The sequence below is a fragment of the Lysobacterales bacterium genome (assembly GCA_016703225.1).
Taxonomy (GTDB): domain Bacteria; phylum Pseudomonadota; class Gammaproteobacteria; order Xanthomonadales; family Ahniellaceae; genus JADKHK01.
Genome location: JADJCM010000006.1, coordinates 1 through 21,644 on the forward strand (window position 1 = coordinate 1; position 21,644 = coordinate 21,644).

Genomic DNA, 21,644 nt, shown 5'->3' on the forward strand with positions numbered 1-21,644 from the left:
CAGCATGATGATGATCGCGATGACCCACGCGAAAATCGGTCGATCGATGAAGAACCATGCCATGTGGGCCGGTCCCTCAGCGTGCCGCCGGCGCGAGGCGCCGGGGAGGTGGAGCGGCGAGCGCCTCAGCGCCTCGCTCGGTCGGCTCACGGCGGCGCCCGGGGCGGATCTTCTGCAAGCCTTCGACGATCACCTTGTCGCCGGCCGCCAGGCCGCTCTCGACCAACCATCGGTTGCCGACAGTCTGGCTCACCTGCACGGTGCGCTGTTCGACCTTGCCGTCGGCCCCCCACCACCATTGCAATGGCTTTGCCCGTCGGATCGCGAGTAATGGCCGGCTGCGGAACCAGCAGACCGTTGGCGCGTTCGCCCTTGCTCACCGCCGCACGCACGTACATGCCGGGCAGCAGCAAGTTCGCCGGATTGTCCACCACGATGCGCAGCGCGTAGCTGCCGGTATTGGTATCCACCGTCACTTCGGAAAAGACGAGCTTGCCGTCGTGTTCGTAGCGCGAACCGTCTTCGAGCAGGATCGACACGGGCACGTCGCTACCGTCAGACAGATTGCCGCTGTCGAGCGCACGGCGCAGTTCGAGCCATTCGGTGCTCGATTGGGTGACGTCGACATAGATCGGGTCCAACTGCTGCGCCGGTGGAAGCGCTGCCTCCTGATTCGCCGTCACCAGTGCGCCCTGCGTCACCGTCGACTTGCCGATGCGGCCGGCGATCGGCGAGACGATGCGTGCATAGCTGGCGGTGACTTTCGCGCGATCGAGCGCTGCGCGCATCATGCCGACCTCGGCTTCCGCCTGGCGCAACGCTGCGACCGCGTTCTCGTGATCCTGCGCGCTGACCGCTTCTATCTTTACCAACTCGTCGGCGCGCGCCGCGGTGAGCTGGGCCGAGTTCAGGGTGGCCTGCGCGCGCGCCAGTTGCGCCTTGCTGCTGTTGACGTCGGCCAGATAGGTGGCGTCATCAAGCTGGTAAAGCGGCTGGCCGGCTTCGACGCGCCCGCCTTCAGTGAACAGCACCTTCTTGACGATGCCGCTGACCTGCGGCCGCACCTCGGCCACGAGCAGCGGGTGCACGCGGCCGGGCAATTCCCGGGTGAGCGCAACGGGCTCGGGCACGACAGTGACGACCGTGACCGGCGTCGGCGGCGGCGCCTGCGGCGCGGGCGCTCCGCCGCCGCAGCCGGCGAGCAGGACCGTCAATGTCGCGATGGTTAGCAAGGATAGTCTGGTTGTAATGAGCATGTGGGAACCAGAAGAGAGGACGTTTGGAAGAGGGAAGACATGGTAGTCTTGCGACAAGAATGAACGATCATTCCCTTTTTGTCAAGTGCCGTGAGTCGCGGTGGAGAGGCCAGTTGGTTGAACCCGTCGGCGACGCAAGACCCCCGACAAGCCTAGCCACGCCCGTGCACGGAAGCCCGACATGATCACCGCTCAAGTGCGTGCCGAATGCGATCATCGCCGGGCCCTGAGACCATCAACTTCCGCGTCGACAATGACTTGTTCGGTAATCAGGACCAGGGCTACAGCAACGGGTGCTGTTGGGGTTGGTCTCGCCCAATCTGGTCGATTTCGCCGACGATTCCTGCCTGCCCCTGCCGGCACGCTGGTTGAATCGCTACCTCAACCAGCTCACGCCGGAAAGGCTTCGAGCAGCAGAACATGGTAGTCACCCTCGGGCATGCCCTTTACACGCCCAAAGATCCTGATCGCCCAGACCTGATCGTCGACGATCGCCCTTATGCTGCATTCTTGCTTGTCGGGCTTGGCTACAATGCACGCAGCGGCAACTCCTGCGCCACACCCAACTGCAGTTCGGTATCTTGGGGCCGTCTGCGCGAGGCGAGGAAGTCCAGGACGCCGTGCATGATCTCATCGGCTCCAGGAAGTTTCAGGGCTGGACCAATCAGCTTCGCGACGAGCCTGTATTCTGTGGTGGTGCGTATTTCGGTCCATCGTGACCGCCCATTTCGGTAAGGCGTGACCGGTCGTTTCGGTAAGGCGTGACCGCCTGTTTCGGTCGATCGTGACCGATTTTGGCGCTGTTCCGAAATGGCCGGTCACGGCTTACCGAAACGCTGGGTTTGTTGTGCATGACATCAACGCCTCGGCATCCTGCTCGGTTTGGAGTGGGAAGTGCCGACACCGAGAATGGCTATGCGCAAGATCAAGGAATGTCTCCGCCTGAAGCTGGAATGCGGCCTGTCGAATGAGCTGGTCGCGCGGGCGATGGGGTTGTCGAAAGGCGTGGTCAGCAAATACGTGTCCCGCGCGTGCGCGCAGGGACTGGACTGGCCGGTGCTGGCGGCGCTGGACGAGTCGCAGATCGGGGCACGTCTGTGCCTGCCGGTGCCAGTGGTGCGCGGCGAGCGCGTGCCAATCGATCTTCCGATCGTGCATCGCGAGCTGCGCCGCAAGGGCGTGACGCTGCAGTTGCTGTGGCAGGAATATCTGGAAGCGAACGCGGATCAGCCGACGTACCGGTACACGCAGTTCTGCCAGCACTATCACGACTATGCCGCCTCGCTGCGGCGCTCGATGCGTCAGGTGCATCGGGCCGGCGAGAAGCTGTTCATCGACTATGCCGGGCAGACGGTGCCGCTCGTTGACCCGGACACCGGCGAAGTGCGCGCCGCGCACATCTTCGTGGCCGTGCTCGGCGCATCGAACTACACCTATGCCTGTGCGACTGCGGGCGAGACCCAGGGCGATTGGCTGCGCGGACTGACACAGGCGTTTGCGTTCATCGGCGGCGTGCCGGCCTTGGTGGTGCCGGACAATCCGCGGGCGTTGATCGCCTGCCCGAATCGCTACGACCCGGAGCCGAACCTGGCGGCATTGCGCTGCGCCGAACACTTCGGCACGGCCATCCTGCCGGCGCGACCGCGGCGCCCGCAGGACAAATCCAAGGTCGAAGTCGGTGTGCAGGTGGTCGAGCGCTGGATCCTCGCGCGCCTGCGCCATCAGGTGTTCTTCTCGCTCGGCGCACTGAACCACGCGATCGCCGATCTGCTGATCGATCTGAACAACCGCCGCTTCAAGAAGCTCGATGGTTGTCGCCGCGAATGGTTCGAGGCCATCGACCGGCCGGCGCTGATGGCCTTGCCCGCTCAGGCCTTCGAGCACGCCCGCTTCAAACCTTGCCGGGTCAACATCGACTATCACGTCGAAGTGGACGCGCATTACTACAGCGTGCCGCACAGCCTGGTGCGCCGGACCGTCGAAGCCCGCATCACCGATTACGCCGTCGAGATCCTGCACGGCGGCAGCCGCGTCGCCTGCCATGCGCGCTCACTGTCCAAGGGCCGGCACACCACGGTGGCCGAGCACATGCCGGCGGCACACCGCGCGCACCTGGAGTGGACGCCGCACCGCTTCAAGCACTGGGCCGCCGACATCGGGCCGTCGACCCGTGCACTGGTCGAGCACCTGCTCACCGACCGGCCGCATCCGGAGATGGGCTATCGCAGTTGCCTCGGTCTGCTGTCGCTGGCGCGGCACTACGGCCATGTGCGTCTCGAAGCCGCGTGCACGCGCGCCATCGCGATCGGTTCGCGCACTCGCAAGTCGGTGCTGTCGATCCTGCAGGGCGGCCTCGACCAGCAGCCGCTGCCCGCCACGCAACCACAAGCCGACTGGATCAGTCCCGACCACGACAACCTGCGCGGCCCGGCCTACTACCTCGTTCCTCCGACCACCCACTGAAGGAAATTGCATGCTCACGAATCCCACCCTTGACCAGCTGCGCGTCCTCAAGCTCGACGGCATGGCCCGTGCCCTTGAGGAACAACGCACCCAGCCGATGTGCCAGGACCTATCGTTTGAAGATCGATTAGGAATGCTCGTCGATCGCGAGCGCCACTGGCGCGATGGCCGTCGCCTGGATCGATTGTTGCGCGCAGCCAGGCTCAAGCACGGCGACGCCTGTCTCGAAGACGTCCACTACAGCGCTGGCCGCGGCCTCGACAAGCGCCTCGTCGCGACCTTGTCGGGTGGCGACTGGATCCGACAAACGCAGAGTCTGTTGATCACCGGTCCGACCGGCGTCGGCAAGACCTGGCTCGCTTGTGCGCTGGCGCAGCACGCGTGTCGCCAAGGCTTCCCGGCGCTGTATCAACGCGTGCCGCGGCTCACCGAAGCGCTACGCATCGCGCATGCCGACGGCAGCTTCGGCAAACTGCTCGCGCAACTCGCGCGCATCGACGTGCTGATCCTCGACGACTGGGGCATGACCCCGCTCGATCAGGCCGCACGCCACGACCTGCTCGAAGTCATCGACGACCGCGCCACCAGCAGGTCGACCATCATTACCAGCCAGCTGCCGATCGATCACTGGCATGCCTGGCTCAACGACCCGACCGTCGCCGACGCCATCCTCGACCGCCTCGTGCACCGCTCGCACCGGATCGCGCTCAAGGGCGAATCGATGCGAAAGAAGCAGCACGAATAACCCAAAAACGACGACCCATCGTGACCGACCCGGTTACCATCTGACCAACCGCACAACACTCAGCAGTCCCCGGTCACGATCGACCGAAATGACCGGTTGCGTATCACCGAAATGCGCATGTGGTGGTGACCAAGAAAGTCGCGTCTTCGTCTCTCTCCAGCACGACGGCCAACCGGGCCTGGCGGAACGCGAGTCGACGAGGTCGATCACCAGTGCAGACAATCGTGGCGACATGGTCGGAAGTAGTTCGCGCGTTTCGACGGCAAGCTGGTGCTGCTGACCAACGTCAACGACTTCAGCGCCGAACAAGTCGTCAGCCGTTACAAGAGTCTCGCCGACATCGAACGCGGCTTTCGCGTGCTCCAGAGCGACCTCGACATCGCACCGGTCTTCCACCGACTGCCCGATCGCATCCGCGCGCACGCGTTGATCTGCTTCCTCGCGCTCGTCCTCTACCGCGTCATGCGCATGCGCCTGAAGGCGAACGGCAACACCAACAGCCCGAAGACCACCCTCGAACTCCTGCGCCGTCTGCAAACGCATCGCGTGCACATCGGCAAACAGAGCCTCACCGGCATCGGCACGACCACACCCCAGCAACTCGAACTGTTCGCCGCCCTCGGCATCAAGAAACTTTCCTGACGCCCATGTTGTGTCATTTTTGCCTGTCTCCCGACAGGCAAATCAATGGCTTACGCGATTAGCTGCGGAACTTGGGAGCGCGGATTCGATCCCTGCTCGCGATGCTCGGCGCGCACGATCACTCTGCGCTTTCGCGACCAGGACTTCGCGGCGTAGTGGCTCACCGCACTGCGCGGCGAACGCGGTGACTCCATCGGACGCGCATCGCCTTGCGTGGTCTTGTGCATGGCGCGAACGACAGCACTCGAAGCCTGTGTGCGGAGAGTTGCATACGCCCGGCCTGAAGGATCACGGGCGGGTCGCGGCAACCTCATTCTTTGCCATGATCCACGCGTGAAAATCATTCCAGGTGACTTTCCGGCCGCGCTTCTTAGCGCTCTTCTCAAACCAAACCAGCGACGCCTTCCCGACCATGAGATGGCCCAAGATATCGTCGTCTTGATAGATCGTGACTACGAGGCCCTTGTTTCCAAGCTCGGCCTGCGTGACTGTGTCCAGAAGCACCTTCGTAGCCATCGAGTTCGCCTCGGTTCGGGTTGAAAAGGGCAATCGGCAATTCGCATCGCTTCTGGATCTTGCGCCCACTGAGTTCTGGGTGCAACAACGTGCCCTCGTAGCGCAACGCCCTACGGCATCAGCCGACCAGGACCCAAGCATCCACATCGGCCATGTCTAATTCGCCGAGTGCTATCGATTTCGTGACGGCGATCGCCTGCTAAATCAGGCCACGTGTCTTGGCGATGACTGCAAGCTGTACTCGCGATGCCACTCTCAGCTTGCGCAGCAGATGCTGCACGTGGATCTTGACCGTGGACTCGGCAATTGACAGCCTGCGTGCGATCTCCTTGTTGCTGGCGCCGCTACCGATCGCGGTCAGGATCTCGGTCTCGCGCGGCGACAGTTCGTCGAACTCGGCATCCGCTAGAGACTCCGGGCTTGCGCCCGAGCGCCGGAACACCGAAACCAGCTTGCCGATCAGTTCCGGCGCGATCACGTTGTCGCCGGCCACGGCACGCCGGATCGCCAGCGATAAGGCGTCCCCTTCGATCGTCTTCAGCAGGTACCCACTCGCGCCGCCACGCAAGGCATCGCCGAGATCCTCCTCGTCGGCACTGACCGTGAGCATCAGCACCTTGGCTTCGGGGCAAGCCGCCTTCAGCGCCGGCAATGCGGCGATACCGGTCACGCCGGGCAAGTGGTTGTCGAGCAGAATCACGTCCGGCTGAAGCGCACCGATCTTGCGCTGTGCCTCGCTCGCATCCGCCGCATCACCCACCACCGCCAAACCCGCATCCGCAGCCAACAACGCAATCAGGCCACGGCGAAACAGCGTGTGGTCATCGACCACCACGAGCCTGATCTTGTCTTCGTCATCCATCCGGGGGGCCTGCGCCTGCTGCGGGCTTCGATCTTGCCAGATCGGCGTCAGGCCCGGGCAAGGTCAGCGACACCGTCGTGCCGCGACCGGGCTCCGAACTGATCCGCAGTCGCGCGCCCAGGCGCTCGGCCCGCTCGCGCATGATGCGCAGCCCGACATGTGTACCGGCGTCCTCGCGATCCACATCGACCTGGAAACCGCGCCCATCGTCGCGAACCTCGATGCGCCAACTCGGCCGTTTCCAGACGTCGACCCAAACCCGGTTCGCCACAGCGTGCTTGCGCACGTTGGAAAGCGCTTCCTGGACGATGTGCAGTGCTTGTACCTGTGCGTCTGCGGCCAGCGGCAGGCCCTCGTCGTGCATCGCCAATGATGCCGCGATGGCGCTTTGATGCTCGAACTTGTGCAGCGTCGCCTGCAGCGCGTGCGCCATATCCTCGACATTGGTTCGAGTGCGAAAGTGCACCAGCAGCTCGCGGACGTCGCCGTGACTTTCGCGCAATCCCAGTTCGATCTCGGCCAACACCTCGCGCATGCGGGCTTGGTCGCCATCGGCAACCGCGCGGCGCATCAGCTGCGCCTGAATGTTCAGGAACGCCAGTGATTGCGCGATCGAGTCGTGGAGTTCGCGCGCAAGCATGGATCGCTCCTCGGCTACTGCGGATTCGCGTTCAAGCGCCTGGAGCCGCAGCGCTTCCATGCCGCTGGCCAGGTGCGCCGCCAACGCCTCCAGCAGGGAACGCTCGCTGGCACTCGGTGGCTCCCCGCTGCGAAAGAATAGATCGATCTCACCGATCAGCCGTTCCTGGGCAAGGATCGGCACCACGACAAGAGTGGACCAGTCTTGTCTCTGACAGTCCGGATGCCGCCGCTGAAGTTCCGAACCGAGCTCGATCACGCCGATGCCGCTCGCGAGGTGCGAGCCCCGCACAGGCAGTCGCCACAGCGAATACAGTGTTCGTCGCGCACCAAGACGTCGCCGAAGCCGTCGCTCGCCAGCATGACGAACGGCTGGTTGCCGTGATTGCTCCAGCGCAGCGCCACTGCATCGGCGCGCGCGGCCAGCCGCAGCTGGCGCACGAATCCATCGCCAAGCTCCTGCAGCGAGCCGCCACGCGCCACCAGCAGGCTTACGTCATAAAGGGTCTGCAGGCGCTCGCGCTCCTCGTGCAGTTGCGCGGTCTGCTCCCGCACCCGCTGCGCCAGTTCGGTGTAGCTGGCCTCCAGCTGGCCGGCCATTTCATTGAAGCCGACGGCAAGATCGCCGAACTCGTCGCGCGTGGAAGGTTCCAGCCGCGCCCCCAAGTCGCCGGCTTGCAGCTGCGCAACCGCCCGACGCAGATCCGACAACGGCTCGATCACGAAGTGGTAGCCGAGCACGACCAACACCGAGGCTGCCATGGTCCCCAGCACGAGCAACCCTACCAGGGCCAGATGCAACAGGTTGGTGAAGTGCTCCAAACGAAGCGCGAGCGACGTCACGAACCGATCGATGTCGACCACGACCTGTCGGGTCGCACCGTCCAGCAGCGCGCGGTCATGCGGCCGCGGGGCGGCGATATGCACTCGTCGCAGGAATGCCCAGCTCCGCTCCACTTCGGAGTAGCGGGCGCGGACCTCTTCGTTCCAGGGCGTAACCAGACCGCGGGCTGGGTCACCGCGAGCGAGCAGCATCATGCTGGCGTCGAAATCTGCGATCAGGCTCCGATGCTCCTCTTCAGGCCCGGCAGCTGTCGTCGTCCACGCTAGCCGGTAGGCGCGCATGCGCATGCGACCTGCCTCGTTCACAATGGCGGCGCCGCCGTCGAGTTGCCACGACAGCCATAGGGCGATCGCTGCGGCAACCAGACCCGTGAGCAGAAACGGCAAGCCGACCAACGCCAGCTTGGCGCCTAGGTTCCAACGCGGTTCGACCGAAGTCACGCCGTGGCCTGCGCGTCGAGCCCGTGGACGTGCGCGTCACCCGCATCTGACGTGCATGGGGCTTTCATCGTATTGCTCAAGGCGCCTCCCCTGCCATGCGCCCACCCTACCAAGACAGTCGCGTATGCGAACACCCCCGCCCGGCCTCCGGGCGAGGGTTTGGGCGGTCCCGGTGGGCCCGTGTCATTGGCGTGGGTCGCGTCGGTGCATTTCGCGCTGCGCGAAATCCCACGCAATTGATCCGAAGCAATTGACGGCGACGGTGCATCCGCTAGCATGGCGGCGCCATCGCGCCCAATCGCGATGGCAACTCCGATTCGGCACACCTGGTGGTCGCGGCAACGCGGTCATGGTCGCCGAACGAGGCCCGAACGGGCCGAGGGTGCGCGGGGAAACGCGCGCACCTCCCCAATTTGGAAAGGAGTGAACATGCAGACGCAACTCGCCGACCGCTTCGGGCGGCGTTTTCCTATCTTCGGCTGTCGCTGACCGGGGCCTGCAACTTCCGTTGCAGCTATTGCCTGCCGCAGGGTTATCGCGCTGGAGCGAAGCGCCCGGACATGCTCGGCGTGGCCGAAATCGCGCGCCTGCTCGCGGGCTTTGCGCGGCTCGGCGTGCACAAGGTGCGCCTGACCGGGGGCGAACCGACCTTGCGTCATGATCTGATCGAGATCATCCGCTGCGTCGCCGCCACGCCCGGCATCGAACGCATCGCGATGACCAGCAACGGCGCGCTGCTCGAACAGCGCTGGCGCGAGTGGCGCGATGCCGGACTCGGCGCGCTGAACGTGAGCGTCGACGCGCTCGACCCGGCGCGCTTCGCGGCGATCACCGGCGCCGACCGGCTGCACGGAATCCTGCGCGGGATCGACGCGGCGCTGGCCGAGGGCTTCGCGCACATCAAACTCAACGCCGTGTTGCTGCGCGGTCTCAACGACGACCAGCTGCCGGCCTTCCTCGACTACGTGCGGGCGCGGCCGCTGGCGGTGCGCTTCATCGAACTGATGCGCACGGGCGACAACCAAGCCTATTTCGAACGCCACCACTACCGTGCCGAACTGCTGGAAACAACGCTGCTCGATGCCGGCTGGTCATTGCTCGCGCGTGCGCCGGATGCCGGCACGGCGCGCGAGTATGCACACCCGGACTACGCCGGACGCATCGGCATCATCGCGCCCTATTCGCGCGACTTCTGCGCCAGCTGCAACCGCCTGCGGGTCACCGCCCGCGGCGACCTGCGGCTGTGCCTGTTCGGTGAGCTCGGCATCCCGCTGCGGCCACTACTGCAGTCGGCGGACCAGGCCGATGCGCTGCAGGCCACGCTGTTGAGCCAGCTCGGACTGAAGGCCGCGAGCCATGCGCTGGAACGCGGCGCCACCGGGCTGACCCCTCACCTGGCTTCGATCGGAGGTTGAATGAACGGACTCCCTCGTTACGCGATGGCCGATGTGCGGCGCAAGCGCCCGACGCCGCGGCGCGCCGTCGCCGTCGGCGAGTTCGCGCCGGGCGCGACGGCGTTCGCCACGATCGTCGAGCGGCGCCTGCCGAAGGGCGATGCACTGCTTCTGGCCGAAGTCGCCGGCATCCAGGGCGCCAAGCTGGCCTGGCAGTGGATGCCACTGTGCCATCCGCTGGCGCTCGAGTTCGTCGCCGTGCAGGTGTTGCCGGTGCCGCAGCGTGCAGTCGTGCGCGTCTATTGCGAAGCCGCGACCGAAGCCCGCACTGGGGTCGAGATGGAGGCGCTGGCCGGCGTCAACGCCGCACTGCTGACGCTGTACGACCTGACCAAGCCGGTCGAGCCGGCGCTCAGCATCGGCGGCGTGCGCTTGCTGTTCAAGGAGGGTGGCAAGAAAGGATTGTGGATTCACCCTGATGGACTCGACGAGTTCGAGCGCAGCACGTTCAAGCCGCGTGCCATCGCCCGCATCGACGGCTGGCGCACCGCTGTGCTGACAGCGAGTGATCGCGCTGCGGCCGGGCAGTATCCTGATCGCTCCGGTCCGGTGCTGGTTTCAGCGCTGGGCGGGATCGGCGCCGAGATCATCGCCAGCGAGGTGTTGCCCGACGATGCCGAGGCGCTGTGTGCGCGCATCGATGCGTTCGCCGCAGCAGGCATCAGCCTGGTAATGACCACCGGCGGCACCGGAATCGGCCCACGCGATTGTCTTCCGGAGGTGCTGGCGCGGCTGGCGACGCGGCGCGTGCCGGGGCTGGGCGAATTGTTCCGCAGCGAGAGCCACCACCACACGCCGCTCGCCTGGCTGAGTCGGGCCGAGGCGGTGATGGTGGGATCGACGCTGGTGGTGGCCTTGCCCGGCAAGCCCGAGGCGGTGGCACAGGGCATGGCCATCCTGGCGCCGCTGCTGGCGCATGCGCGGGCGATGATCGACGGCGGCGCACATCCATGATCGCGGTTGACGAAGCCCTGCGCCGCGTACGCACGCTGGCGCGGCCAGAGGCGACGACCTGGCTGTCAGCCGCAGCGGCGATCGGGCGGGTGCTGGCCCAGGACCTCGACAGCCCGGTCGATCTACCACCGTTTGACAACGCCGCGATGGACGGCTTCGCGCTTCACACCTCCGGCGCTGCGCCTGCGCGCGGCAGCGAGTGGCCGGTCTGCGGCGAACAGGCCGCCGGTGATGGCGCGCGCTGCCTGGAACCCGGCCTCGCCTGCGAGATCATGACCGGGGCACGCATTCCCGAAGGTGCCAATGCGGTGGTGCCGATCGAGCAGGTGCAACTGCTGCCCGGCGCCATCCGTCGCATCCGTCTGCTCGACGATGTCCGCGTCGGACAACACCTGCGCCGCGCCGGCGAAGATGTGCGCGTCGGCAGCCGCGCCTTGCGCGCGGGGGAGTGGATCACGCCGGCGCACCTGCTGGTTGCGTCCGGGCTCGGCATCGCCCACCTGCCGGTGCGGGAGCAACCGCGCGTGGCGGTGCTGTGCACCGGGCGCGAGCTGGTGGACGACCCGGGTCTGCCGCTTGCAGCGGGGCAGATCCGCAACGGCAACGGGCCCTACCTGGCGGCGCGAGTGGCGGCCGCGGGCGCGGTCTGCGTGCACCGCGAGACCGTATCCGACGACGCCGATGCATTCCGCGCCGCGCTCGCGCGCGCCCTCGCCGCGGGCGCCACGATCGTGCTCAGCACCGGGGCGGTGTCGATGGGACGCTACGACTTCGTACCGCAAACGCTGGCTGCGATCGGCGCCGAACTGCTGTTCCACAAGGTCGCGATGCGCCCGGGCAAACCGCTGCTCGCAGCCAGGCTGGCCGGCGGCCAGGCGTTCTTCGGTTTGCCCGGCAATCCGGTATCGAGTGCGGTCGGGCTGCGCTTCTTCGTCGAACCGCTGCTGCGCGCGCAGCTCGGCCTGCCCGATGAACAGCCATGGCGGGCGCGCCTGCTGCAACCGGCGCGCAAACCCGCGGGCGTTCGCGCCTGGCAGAAAGCTCGTCTCGGCTGCGACCGTGATGGGCGCCTGGCAGTGACGCTGTTGCCCGGACAGGAGTCGTTCCGCACCGCGCCCCTGCTCGACGCCAACGCCTGGATCGTGTTGCCCGAGGCAGTCGAGCAATTCAACGCGGGCGAGCTGGTCGAGGTCTACGCCAGCGGACACGAACTGGGCTTGATCCTGGGGGAGGTTTCGGCATGATCGTGCAGGTTTCGCTGTTCGGCGCGTTTCGCCAATTCGATGCCGCGGCCAAGGTCACCTTGGCGCTGCCCGAGGCCGCCACGGTGGCCGACTTGCGACGCGCGCTCGGCACCTACGCCGAGTCGCATTGGCCCGAGTTCAAGCCTGGCCTGCTGGCGCGATCGGCGTTCGCCAGCGACCGCGAGGTGTTGCGCGACGGCGATGCGTTGCCCGCCGACGGACGCATGGCGGTGCTGCCGCCGGTGAGTGGAGGCTGAGCCATGCCCGCATCGAATCTGCATCGCGAGATCGCCGACATCGCCGTGTGCGGGCTCGATGCCGCAGCCGCGCTCGACTTCGTTTCCGATCCCGGATTCGGCGGCCTGGCGCTGTTCGTCGGCAAGGTGCGCGCGCACAACCACGGCCGCGACGTGATCGGCGTCAGCTACGACCTGTTCGCACCGCTGGCCCTGGAGATCTTCGCGACCATCGATGCCGCCGCGCGCGCCGAGGTCGGACCGCGGCTGCGGCTGTTCATCGCCCACGCCCACGGCCGGCTCGCAGTCGGCGACATCGCCGTCGTCGTGGCCGCCGGCACACCGCACCGCGACGAAGCCTTTCGTGCTTGCCGATTGGCGATCGAGCAGGTCAAGCACGCAGCGCCGATCTGGAAACAGGAACACTACGCCGACGGCGACAGCGCCTGGAGCGAAGGTTGCTCGTTGTGCGGACAGCGGCCGGACGACGTCAGAGGAAAGTCGCCGTGAAACTGCAACTGCAGACCGGCAGTGCGCGCCTGCGCCTGGATGAGGCCGAGCTGACGCGGCTGCTGGCTGGCGAGACGCTGGTGCTGACCGTCGCACCGTGGCCCGGCGCCCGCTGGTGTCTGGAAGTCGCACTCGGCACGGTGCTGTCGTTGCGCCGCGAACCAACGCTGCAGTTGCAATTGCCGCGCGCGCCGGTCGAGACCTACGCCACTACGCTACCGCGACGCGACGCCTGCGCGTTCGCGCTGGCCGATGCCTTGGACCTGCAGCTCGAGATCGACGTCCGCGACAGCGTCCGCGTGCGTGGTCGCGGCAAGCGCTGAGGTTGCAGTTCCACTCACGAGTCAAATCCGCTTCGCAGCCGCCATGCCGAACTCATGCAGCGGCGGAAACGACTAATCGAGCGCGCGCTGCGGACGTTCGTGTCCGGGTGGGAGCTGCAGGCGGCGCGAGCGCACCAGCTGCCACGGCCGGAACAGGTACGCGACCGCGGCCAGACCGCTCCACACATGCACCAGGCGGGTAAACGGGAACACCAGGAAGATCGTCATCCCGAGCACCATGTGCAGCTTGTAGGGCCAGGCCAGCCAAGACAGATCCTCGGCCAAGGGCCGGAACGTGACGATACGCTGCGCCCAATCGGCCAGCGCCATCATCACGGCACCGTCGGCGTGTTGCAGCGACGGCGGCAACGTCGCCAGCCCCAACACCAGCTGGATCCAGAGGATTGCGAGAATCGCGAGATCGCCAGTACGACTGGTCAGGCGAATGCGCGGGTCGGACCAGCGTCGCCACAGCAGGATGCTGAGACCGACCAACGCGATGCCACCGGCCACGCCGCCAGCGACGATGGCCAACATCTGCTTCTGCGCAGCGGTGATCAGCGGCGCATAAACGGCATGCGGGGTCAACATGCCGACCGCGTGTCCCAGCAGCAGGAACAGCACGCCAGCATGGAACAGATTGCTGCCCAGGCGCAGGGAGCGATGACGCAGCAGCTGCGACGAATCGCTCTTCCACGTGTACTGGTCGCGATCGAAGCGCGCCAGACTGCCGATCAGAAACACCGCCATGCACAGGTACGGGTAGATGCCGAAAAAGAACTGCTGCAAGTAGACCTCCCAGGCGGAGGGAACAGGGTTCATGCGGATGCCTCCTGGCGAGTCCGGTTCTGATGGTGACGGCGCAGCGGGTCCCGCGAGTCCTGCCCAGCTGCACCAGCGACGGGGCCGCAGCCATCGAACGCGACGGGCTCGCTCCATGCGGCATCGAGCGGTTCTTCGGCGGCGATCGGAACGTCGCTTTCGACGGTTCCGGCGAGATCGAGGATTGCACCGAGCACGGCGGCGTAACCACTCTCGCGCCGCGTCAGCGCGCAACCGATCGCGTTGACCAAGTGCGCGATTTCGGCCAGAAACGCTGCAGCCTCGTCGCCTGGTCGTGACGACGCGAACTCCAGCACCACCGGCAGGTGATCCGGCATCTCGCCCTCGGCCAGGTACAGCCCGGACTGCTCATAGCTGCGCGTCAAGTCGATCATCGCCGGACCGCGCGCGCGCGAATCCCCATGCACGTGCTCGAACAGGTACAGCGATGTCCCGCGGCCGCGGTCGAACCACTGCACATAGTCGGCCTCAGCGTCGAGCGGATCTTGCCGCGCGATCTCGCCGACGAATGCTTCCAGCTGCGCCAGCCGCGCCGCCCCCAGGGCTGCCTCGGAACGCATGGCGGTCAACAACGCCGGCCACTGGGCAAGCGATTCGGTGTCGGGGTATGCCAGCAGGCGGGCGAGCGCGCGCAGCGTGCGGGACGCCGAGCTGGATGATGCGACCGACTCGGTCATGTCAAACCTCCAACTTGATGGGAATGGTGCGCTTGCGCTCGCCGCCGAACAGGCTTTGTTCACTGCTGCCCTCGGAACAGCCGTTGCCGAAACTGAAGCCGCAGCTGCCGCGCAGGTCGAAGGCGTTCTCCGCGTACTCGCGATGCGCACTCGGAATCACGAAACGATCTTCGTAGTTGGCGATCGCCATCACCTGATACATGTCATCGACTTGTTCGGGCGTCAGCCCGACCTGTTGCAGCGCGGCCAGATTCGGCTCACCGTCCACATTCTTGCCGCGGTTGTAAGCACGCATGGCGAGCAGGCGCTCGAGCGCGCGCTGCACTGGCACGGTGTCGCCGGCAGTGAGCAGGTTGGCGAGATACTGCAGCGGAATGCGCAGGGTACTGACATCCGGAATCTGGCCATTGACGCCCAGATGCCCGGCCTGCGCGGCGGACGTGATCGGCGACAGCGGCGGCACGTACCACACCATCGGCAGCGTTCGGTATTCAGGATGCAGCGGCAGTGCCACGCGCCAGTCCATCGCCATCTTGTAGACCGGGCTCCTGCGTGCGGCCTCCAGCCAGGCCTCGGCGACGCCGTCCCGACGCGCCTGTTCCACCACCTGCGCGTCGTTCGGATCAAGGAACAGATCGAGTTGCGCCTGATACAGCTGCTTCGGGTCTTCCACTGCGGCCGCCTCGGCGATGCGATCGGCGTCATACAGCAACACGCCCAGATAGCGGATGCGCCCGACACAGGTTTCGCTGCACACGGTCGGTTGCCCGGCCTCGATGCGCGGGTAGCAGAAGATGCACTTCTCCGCCTTGCCGCTCTTCCAGTTGTAGTAGATCTTCTTGTAGGGGCAGCCGGTGACGCACATGCGCCAGCCGCGACACTTGTCCTGGTCGATCAGGACGATGCCGTCCTCTTCGCGCTTGTAGATGCTGCCGCTCGGACAGGACGCCACGCACGCCGGATTCAGACAGTGCTCGCACAGGCGCGGCAGGTACATCATGAAGGTGTTCTCGAACTCGCCGTACATTGCCTTTTGGACGTCGTCGAAGTTCTTGTCCTTGCTGCGCTTGGAAAATTCGCCACCGAGAATCTCTTCCCAGTTCGGCCCCCAGACGATCTTGTCCATGCGCGCGCCAGTGATCAGACTGCGCGGGCGCGCCGTGGGCGCCGCCTTCATCTCGGGCGCGTTCTGCAGATGCTCGTAGTCGAAGGTGAACGGCTCGTAGTAGTCGTCGATCTCCGGCAGGTTGGGGTTGGCGAAGATGTTCGCCAGCACGCGCAATCTGCCGCCCTGACACAGCTCCAGGCCGCCATCCGGCTTGCGCACCCAGCCGCCGTTCCAGCGGCCCTGGTCTTCCCATGCTTTGGGGTAACCGATGCCGGGCTTGCTCTCCACGTTGTTGAACCAGGCGTACTCCATGCCGGGTCGGCTGGTCCAGACGTTCTTGCAGGTGACCGAGCAGGTGTGGCAGCCGATGCACTTGTCTAGGTTCAGCACCATGCCGATTTGCGCGCGAATCTTCATGCTGCGGCTCCTGGCGTGTGTTGCGAAGCGGCCGGATCCCGAACGACCGGCTGGTCGAGCCAATCGATCGATCGCATCTTGCGCACGATCACGAACTCGTCGCGGTTGGTGCCGATGGTTCCGTAGTAATTGAAGCCGTAGCTCAGCTGCGCGTAGCCGCCGATCATGTGCGTGGGCTTGAGCACGATGCGGGTCACCGAGTTGTGGATGCCACCGCGGATCTGCGTAATCTCGCTGCCGGGCGTGTTCACGATCTTCTCCTGTGCGTGGTACATCATCACCATGCCGGCATTGACGCGCTGGCTGACCACGGCGCGCGCCGCGATCGCACCGTTGACGTTGAACAACTCGACCCAGTCGTTGTCCTCGACGCCGATGCTGCGGGCGTCATCCTCCGACAACCACACGATCGGGCCACCGCGCGACAAGGTCAGCATCAGCAGGTTGTCGGTGTAGGTCGAGTGGATGCCCCATTTCTGGTGCGGCGTGATGAAGTTCAGCAGGATCTCCTGGTTACCGTTGCTGCGGCGGTTGTGCAGGGCGGCGGTGGCTTTCAGATCGACCGGCGGGCGGTAGCTAGAAAAGCCCTCGCCAAACGCCTGCATCCAGGCGTGATCCTGGTAGAACTGTTGGCGCCCGGTGAGCGTGCGCCAGGGGATCAGCTCGTGCACGTTGGTATAGCCAGCGTTGTACGAGACATTTTCGCTCTCGATGCCGCTCCAGGTCGGCGAGCTGATGATCTTCCGCGGCTGTGCCTGGATATCGCGGTAGCGGATCTTTTCATCCTCGCGATAGAGCGCGAGGTGCGCATGCTCGCGACCGGTGATGCGCCCCAGCGCCTCCCATGCCTTTACGGCAACATGGCCATTGGTCTCGGGGGCGAGTTGCAGCACGACCTCGCAGGCGTCGATGTCGGTCTCGATCTTCGGCATCCCGTGGGCCACACCCGACTCGCGCACCAGGCCATTGAGTTCGCCCAGTTGCCCGACTTCGGTCTGGGTCTGCCAGCCGATGCCCTTGCCGCCATTGCCCAACCGCCCCAGCAACGGACCGAGCGCAGTAAATTGCCGGTAGACGTTCGGGTAGTCGCGTTCCACTACCGTGATCGCGGGTGCCGTCTGTCCGGGAACCAGATCGCACTCACCGCGCTTCCAGTCGCAAACGGCAAGCGGCTGGCCGAGTTCCCCCGGGGTGTCGTGCAACAAGGGCGTCAGTACGATCTCGCGTTCGCGACCGAGGTGGCCGACGCAGACTTCGCTGAACTTCTTCGCGAACCCCTTGTAGATCTCCCAGTCGCTGCGACTCTGCCAGACCGGATCAACCGCCGCCGACAGCGGATGGATGAATGGATGCATGTCGCTGGTGTTGAGGTCGTTCTTCTCGTACCAGGTCGCCGTCGGCAGAACGATGTCCGAATAGAGACAGGTCGTGCTCATGCGGAAGTCGAGCGTGACCAGCAGATCGAGCTTGCCCTCTGGCGCCTCGGCGTGCCACTTCACTTCGGAAGGCCTTGCGTCCTGCGGCCCCAAGTCCTTGCCCTGCACACCGTTATCAGTGCCCAGAAGGTGCTTGAGGAAATACTCGTGTCCCTTGCCGCTGGAACCGAGGATGTTGGAGCGCCACACGAACATGTTGCGTGGCCAGTTTTGCGGCGCATCGGGATCGTGGCAGGCGAAGTCGAGCTTGCCTTCCTTGATCTGCTGCAGCACGTAGGCCTTGCCATCCAGGCCCGCCGCTTCCGCCTCCCGCGCCAGGGTCAACGGATTACGGTCAAGCTGCGGCGCGCTCGGCAGCCAGCCCATGCGCTCGGCTCGGACATTGAAATCGATCGCACTACCGGAGTATTTCGATTTGTCGGCAAGGGGCGACAGGACCTCGTCCATACCCAGCTTCTCGTAACGCCATTGGTCCGTGTGGGCATAGAAGAAACTGGTGGAGTTCTGCTGCCGCGGTGGCCGCATCCAGTCGAGCGCGAAGGCGAGCGGGGTCCATCCGGTCTGCGGCCGCAACTTCTCCTGGCCCACGTAGTGCGCCCAACCGCCGCCGCTCTGCCCGATGCATCCGCACAGCATCAGCATGTTGATGACGCCGCGGTAGTTCATGTCACTGTGGTACCAGTGGTTCATGGCGGCGCCGATGATGACCATCGAGCGCCCCCGCGTTTTCTCGGCGTTCTCGGCGAACTGCCGCGCCACCGCGATGACCTGCTCGCGCGGCACCCCGGTGATGGCCTCCTGCCACGCCGGAGTGTAGGCAAGGTCCTGGTCGTGGCTGGCCGCGCCCGAGCCCAGACCGCGGTCCACGCCGTACTGGGCCAGCTGCAGGTCGAACACGGTGGCAACACGCGCAATGCGCCCGCCGCCGCGGTCGGCCGACACCACCGGCACCTTGGCACGTCGGACGTCTCCGCCCTGGGCATTGCCGCTGAAGTGCGGGTTGTCCTGACCGCCAAAGTAGGGGAAGGCCACGTCGGCAAGCTCGTGCGCTTGCGCGGCTTGTTCCAGGACCGACAGCCGCAGCCGTACCGATTCGCCGGCACGTCCTTCGCGCTCCTCCAGGTTCCACTTGCCGGCGTCGGCACGACCCTCCGCTCCCCAGCGAAAGCCGACCGAGCCTTGCGGCACGACCACCGCGCCATCGAGATCGAAAGCCAGCGTCTTCCAATCGGCGTTGTTGTCCTGGCCAAGCTTGTCGGTGAAGTCACCGGCGCGAAGCAGGCGGCCCGGCACCCAGACGACGCTGGCTTCGGCGAGCGTGCGTTCCTCCAGCAACACCAGCATCGGCAGGTCGGTGTAGCGGCGCGCGTAGTCGTCGAAGTACGGCACGCGGCGATCGACGTAGAACTCCTTGAGGATGACGTGCCCCATGGCCATCGCCAGCGCCGCGTCGGTGCCTTGCTTGGGGTGCAGCCACAGATCGGCGAGCTTGGAGACCTCGGCGTAGTCGGGCGTGACCGCCACCGTCTTGGCGCCGCGATAGCGCACCTCGGTGAAGAAGTGCGCGTCCGGCGTACGCGTCTGCGGCACGTTGGAGCCCCAGGCGATGATGAACTGGGCGTTGTACCAGTCGGCCGATTCGGGAACGTCGGTCTGTTCACCCCAAATTTGCGGGCTGGCTGGCGGCAGGTCGCAATACCAGTCGTAAAAACTCATGCAGACGCCGCCGATCAGCGACAGGTAGCGCGAACCAGCGGCGTAGCTGACCATGCTCATTGCCGGAATCGGCGAGAAGCCGATGATGCGGTCCGGCCCATGCTGCTTGGCGGTATAGACGTTGGCGGCGGCGATGATCTCGTTGACCTCGTCCCAGTTCGAACGCACGAACCCGCCAAGTCCGCGCACCTGCTGGTAGTCGCGGCGTTTGCCGGCATCGGCCTGAATCGCAGCCCAGGCCTCGACGGGACCGAGGCCGCGACGTGCCTCGCGCCAGTACCGCAGCAGTCGTGCGCGCACCATCGGGTACTTCACGCGATTGGCGCTGTAGAGGTACCAGGAGTAACTCGCGCCGCGTTGGCAACCGCGCGGCTCGTGGTTGGGAAGGTCCCATCGCGTGCGCGGATAGTCGGTCTGCTGCGTTTCCCAGGTGACGATGCCGCCCTTGACGTAGATCTTCCAGGAACAACTGCCGGTGCAGTTCACGCCATGCGTGGAGCGCACGATCTTGTCGTGTGCCCAGCGATTTCGGTAGGCGTCCTCCCAGGTCCGGTCCTCACCGGTAACGCGACCATGGCCGGCGGCGAAAGATTCGCGAGGCAGGACGAAGTGCTTCAGTCGATCGAGGAAATGGCTCATGGCGCTCTCAGGGATTCTTCACGTAGGCGCTCGCGCGCAGGTAAAACCACCAGTTCAGCAACAGACAAAGTCCATAGAAGGCAGCGAACCCGTACATCGCGTATTGCGGCGTGCCACGGGTGATCTGGTCGCCGATCACTACCGGCGCTACGAACGCACCGTAGGCGGCCACTGCCGACGTCCAACCCAGCACCGGACCCGCTTGCTGACGATCGAAAAGCACGCCGATGGTGCGAAAGGTGCTGCCATTGCCGATGCCGCTGGCAAAGAACAGCAGCAGGAACAAGCTCAGGAATGCCGGGAAATACTGCTCCGGGGTGGCCGACTGATAGGCCTGCATCATCACGTAGCCCACGGCCACCGAGGCGAGCGCCATGATCATCGAGATCACCTGGGTGACGATCGAACCGCCCCATCGATCCGAAATCCAGCCGCCGATCGGTCGCACCGAAGCGCCCACGAAGGGACCGATCCAGGCATAGGTGAAGGGCGAAGGTGCGTTCGGGTTCTTCAACACGTGCTGGATCACGCCATCGGCATCGGCGACATGACTGACGCCGAAAATCACCGCGATCGACAGCGGCAACGCCATCGAGAAGCCGATGAACGAGCCGAAGGTCACGATGTACAAGGCGGTCATGGACCAGGTGTGTCGATCCCTGAAGATCGCAAATTGCCGGTCAACGCCCTCCTTCATCGTGCCGAACGCGGCCAGCTTCATCACCAGGAGTGCGGCGAGCACATCGAGCGGAACAGCCACCCACATGTTGAGGAGACCAAGTCCCGTGGGCTGCGGGAGATACAGGTAGAGGATTGCGATCGAAGGCACGAACGCAAGCGTGTACAGGTAGGTGATCTTGGCGAATGCGACGATCGGCGAGCCCGTCGTCGGCGAAACCGCGCGCAAGTTGTTCATGCCCCACCAGCAGGCGAGGGACAACGGCACCAGCGACACCACCCAGGCGAAGCCAGCGTTCTGAATCCAGGTCGGGGTCCCCGCGGCTATCTTCCCGAAGATCCACCCGCTGTCTTTCTGCAGCGGCATCGGCTCCCCGCCAAACGTCCCGAACAAGCTCGCCGTCATCACCAGCGGGATCACGATCTGCATCGTGGTGACGCCGAAGTTTCCGATCCCTGCGTTCAGTCCGAGCGCGGTGCCCTGCAGCCGCTTCGGGAAGAAGGTACTGATGTTGGACATCGAACTGGCGAAGTTGCCACCGCCCACACCGGACCACAACGCCATCAGCTGAAACACCCACAGCGGCCATTCCGGGTGCTGCAATGCAATCCCGGTTCCGATGGCCGGGGCGAGCAACATGGCGGTGGTCAGGGTGATGGTGTTGCGTCCCCCTGCGAGCCGCACCAGGAACGACGCCGGGATGCGCATGGTCGCGCCGGAGATGCCGGCGATCGCCGTCAGCGTGAACAGCTCGGCCTGGGTGAACGGAAACCCCAGGTTGAGCATCTGCACGCTGATGATGCCCCACATCCCCCACACCGCGAAGCCACACAACAATGCCGGCACCGATAGCAGCAGGTTGCGGTAGGCGATGCGGCGGCCGCGCCGCTGCCAAAATGCTTCGTCCTCGGGCGACCACTCGACGATATCGCCGGCGGCACTTGCACCGGCCGGATTGACCACGGGGTTGTTCACGGACATGGGGGAGACTCCAGAGAATC

16 protein-coding genes, 3 pseudogenes and 1 riboswitch are annotated in these 21,644 nt (G+C 65.4%); of the genes and pseudogenes, 10 read left to right on the forward strand and 9 right to left on the reverse strand.

Annotation, left to right across the window (positions count from 1 at the left end; translation table 11 throughout):
- Positions 1-76: 76 nt before the first annotated feature.
- Positions 77-1,256, reverse strand: a pseudogene (locus tag IPG63_17765) (efflux RND transporter periplasmic adaptor subunit).
- Between the two features lie 207 nt (positions 1,257-1,463).
- Here IPG63_17765 and IPG63_17770 point away from each other — a divergent pair.
- From IPG63_17770 to IPG63_17785, 4 genes and pseudogenes are all read left to right on the forward strand, one after another.
- A pseudogene (locus tag IPG63_17770) lies at positions 1,464-1,975 on the forward strand (lipid A deacylase LpxR family protein).
- 175 nt (positions 1,976-2,150) lie between these two features.
- Positions 2,151-3,719, forward strand: coding sequence for an IS21 family transposase (locus IPG63_17775; GenBank protein MBK6729027.1), 1,569 nt, complete (start codon positions 2,151-2,153; stop codon positions 3,717-3,719).
- A gap of 10 nt (positions 3,720-3,729) precedes the next feature.
- Positions 3,730-4,464, forward strand: a complete 735-nt coding sequence (locus tag IPG63_17780; GenBank protein MBK6729028.1) for an ATP-binding protein — start codon at positions 3,730-3,732, stop codon at positions 4,462-4,464.
- Positions 4,465-4,734: 270 nt separating this feature from the next.
- A complete protein-coding gene (locus tag IPG63_17785) occupies positions 4,735-5,106 on the forward strand; it encodes an IS1634 family transposase (GenBank protein ID MBK6729029.1) in 372 nt (123 codons plus the stop codon).
- Between the two features lie 288 nt (positions 5,107-5,394).
- On the opposite strand, the gene IPG63_17790 is transcribed toward IPG63_17785, so the two are convergent.
- From IPG63_17790 to IPG63_17800, 3 genes and pseudogenes are all read right to left on the reverse strand, one after another.
- On the reverse strand, positions 5,395-5,622 hold the full coding sequence (locus tag IPG63_17790; protein ID MBK6729030.1) for a hypothetical protein: 228 nt from the start codon (positions 5,620-5,622) through the stop codon (positions 5,395-5,397).
- A gap of 199 nt (positions 5,623-5,821) precedes the next feature.
- Positions 5,822-6,484, reverse strand: coding sequence for a response regulator transcription factor (locus IPG63_17795; protein MBK6729031.1), 663 nt, complete (start codon positions 6,482-6,484; stop codon positions 5,822-5,824).
- A pseudogene (locus IPG63_17800) lies at positions 6,477-8,407 on the reverse strand (type IV pili methyl-accepting chemotaxis transducer N-terminal domain-containing protein). Before IPG63_17800 ends, IPG63_17795 begins: the two are co-directional and overlap by 8 nt.
- A 298-nt stretch (positions 8,408-8,705) precedes the next feature.
- Positions 8,706-8,846, forward strand: a riboswitch (molybdenum cofactor riboswitch).
- Between IPG63_17800 and moaA the strand changes: the two are divergent.
- The 6 genes from moaA (at position 8,821) to IPG63_17830 (ending at position 13,128) form a co-directional block, all read left to right on the forward strand.
- On the forward strand, positions 8,821-9,822 hold the full coding sequence (gene moaA / locus IPG63_17805) for a GTP 3',8-cyclase MoaA (protein MBK6729032.1): 1,002 nt from the start codon (positions 8,821-8,823) through the stop codon (positions 9,820-9,822). Its footprint overlaps the riboswitch before it by 26 nt.
- 24 nt (positions 9,823-9,846) lie before the next feature.
- Positions 9,847-10,815, forward strand: coding sequence for a bifunctional molybdenum cofactor biosynthesis protein MoaC/MoaB (locus IPG63_17810; protein ID MBK6729033.1), 969 nt, complete (start codon positions 9,847-9,849; stop codon positions 10,813-10,815).
- Positions 10,812-12,059, forward strand: a complete 1,248-nt coding sequence (locus tag IPG63_17815; protein ID MBK6729034.1) for a molybdopterin molybdotransferase MoeA — start codon at positions 10,812-10,814, stop codon at positions 12,057-12,059. The genes IPG63_17810 and IPG63_17815 overlap by 4 nt, the downstream gene beginning before the upstream one ends.
- Positions 12,056-12,316: a MoaD/ThiS family protein gene (locus tag IPG63_17820; protein MBK6729035.1), complete on the forward strand. Its 261-nt coding sequence runs from the start codon at positions 12,056-12,058 to the stop codon at positions 12,314-12,316. The genes IPG63_17815 and IPG63_17820 overlap by 4 nt, the downstream gene beginning before the upstream one ends.
- 3 nt (positions 12,317-12,319) lie before the next feature.
- Positions 12,320-12,805 (forward strand): molybdenum cofactor biosynthesis protein MoaE, encoded by a 486-nt coding sequence (locus tag IPG63_17825; protein ID MBK6729036.1) that lies wholly within the window; start codon positions 12,320-12,322, stop codon positions 12,803-12,805.
- Positions 12,802-13,128 carry a hypothetical protein gene (locus IPG63_17830; GenBank protein ID MBK6729037.1) on the forward strand — a complete coding sequence of 109 codons (327 nt, stop codon included), beginning with the start codon at positions 12,802-12,804 and terminating at the stop codon, positions 13,126-13,128. The genes IPG63_17825 and IPG63_17830 overlap by 4 nt, the downstream gene beginning before the upstream one ends.
- 72 nt (positions 13,129-13,200) lie before the next feature.
- Here the strand turns inward: IPG63_17830 and narI are convergent, their stop codons facing one another.
- The 5 genes from narI to IPG63_17855 are packed head-to-tail and all read right to left on the reverse strand — an operon-like array spanning position 13,201 to position 21,624.
- On the reverse strand, positions 13,201-13,950 hold the full coding sequence (gene narI, locus IPG63_17835) for a respiratory nitrate reductase subunit gamma (GenBank protein ID MBK6729038.1): 750 nt from the start codon (positions 13,948-13,950) through the stop codon (positions 13,201-13,203).
- Entirely contained in the window at positions 13,947-14,648 is a 702-nt protein-coding gene (narJ, locus tag IPG63_17840) for a nitrate reductase molybdenum cofactor assembly chaperone (GenBank protein MBK6729039.1), read from the reverse strand. Before narJ ends, narI begins: the two co-directional genes overlap by 4 nt.
- A gap of 1 nt (position 14,649) precedes the next feature.
- Positions 14,650-16,173, reverse strand: a complete 1,524-nt coding sequence (gene narH / locus IPG63_17845) for a nitrate reductase subunit beta (GenBank protein ID MBK6729040.1) — start codon at positions 16,171-16,173, stop codon at positions 14,650-14,652.
- Positions 16,170-19,964 (reverse strand): nitrate reductase subunit alpha, encoded by a 3,795-nt coding sequence (locus IPG63_17850; GenBank protein MBK6729041.1) that lies wholly within the window; start codon positions 19,962-19,964, stop codon positions 16,170-16,172. The genes narH and IPG63_17850 overlap by 4 nt, the downstream gene beginning before the upstream one ends.
- A 7-nt stretch (positions 19,965-19,971) precedes the next feature.
- Positions 19,972-21,624 carry an MFS transporter gene (locus IPG63_17855; GenBank protein ID MBK6729042.1) on the reverse strand — a complete coding sequence of 551 codons (1,653 nt, stop codon included), beginning with the start codon at positions 21,622-21,624 and terminating at the stop codon, positions 19,972-19,974.
- Positions 21,625-21,644 lie beyond the last annotated feature (20 nt).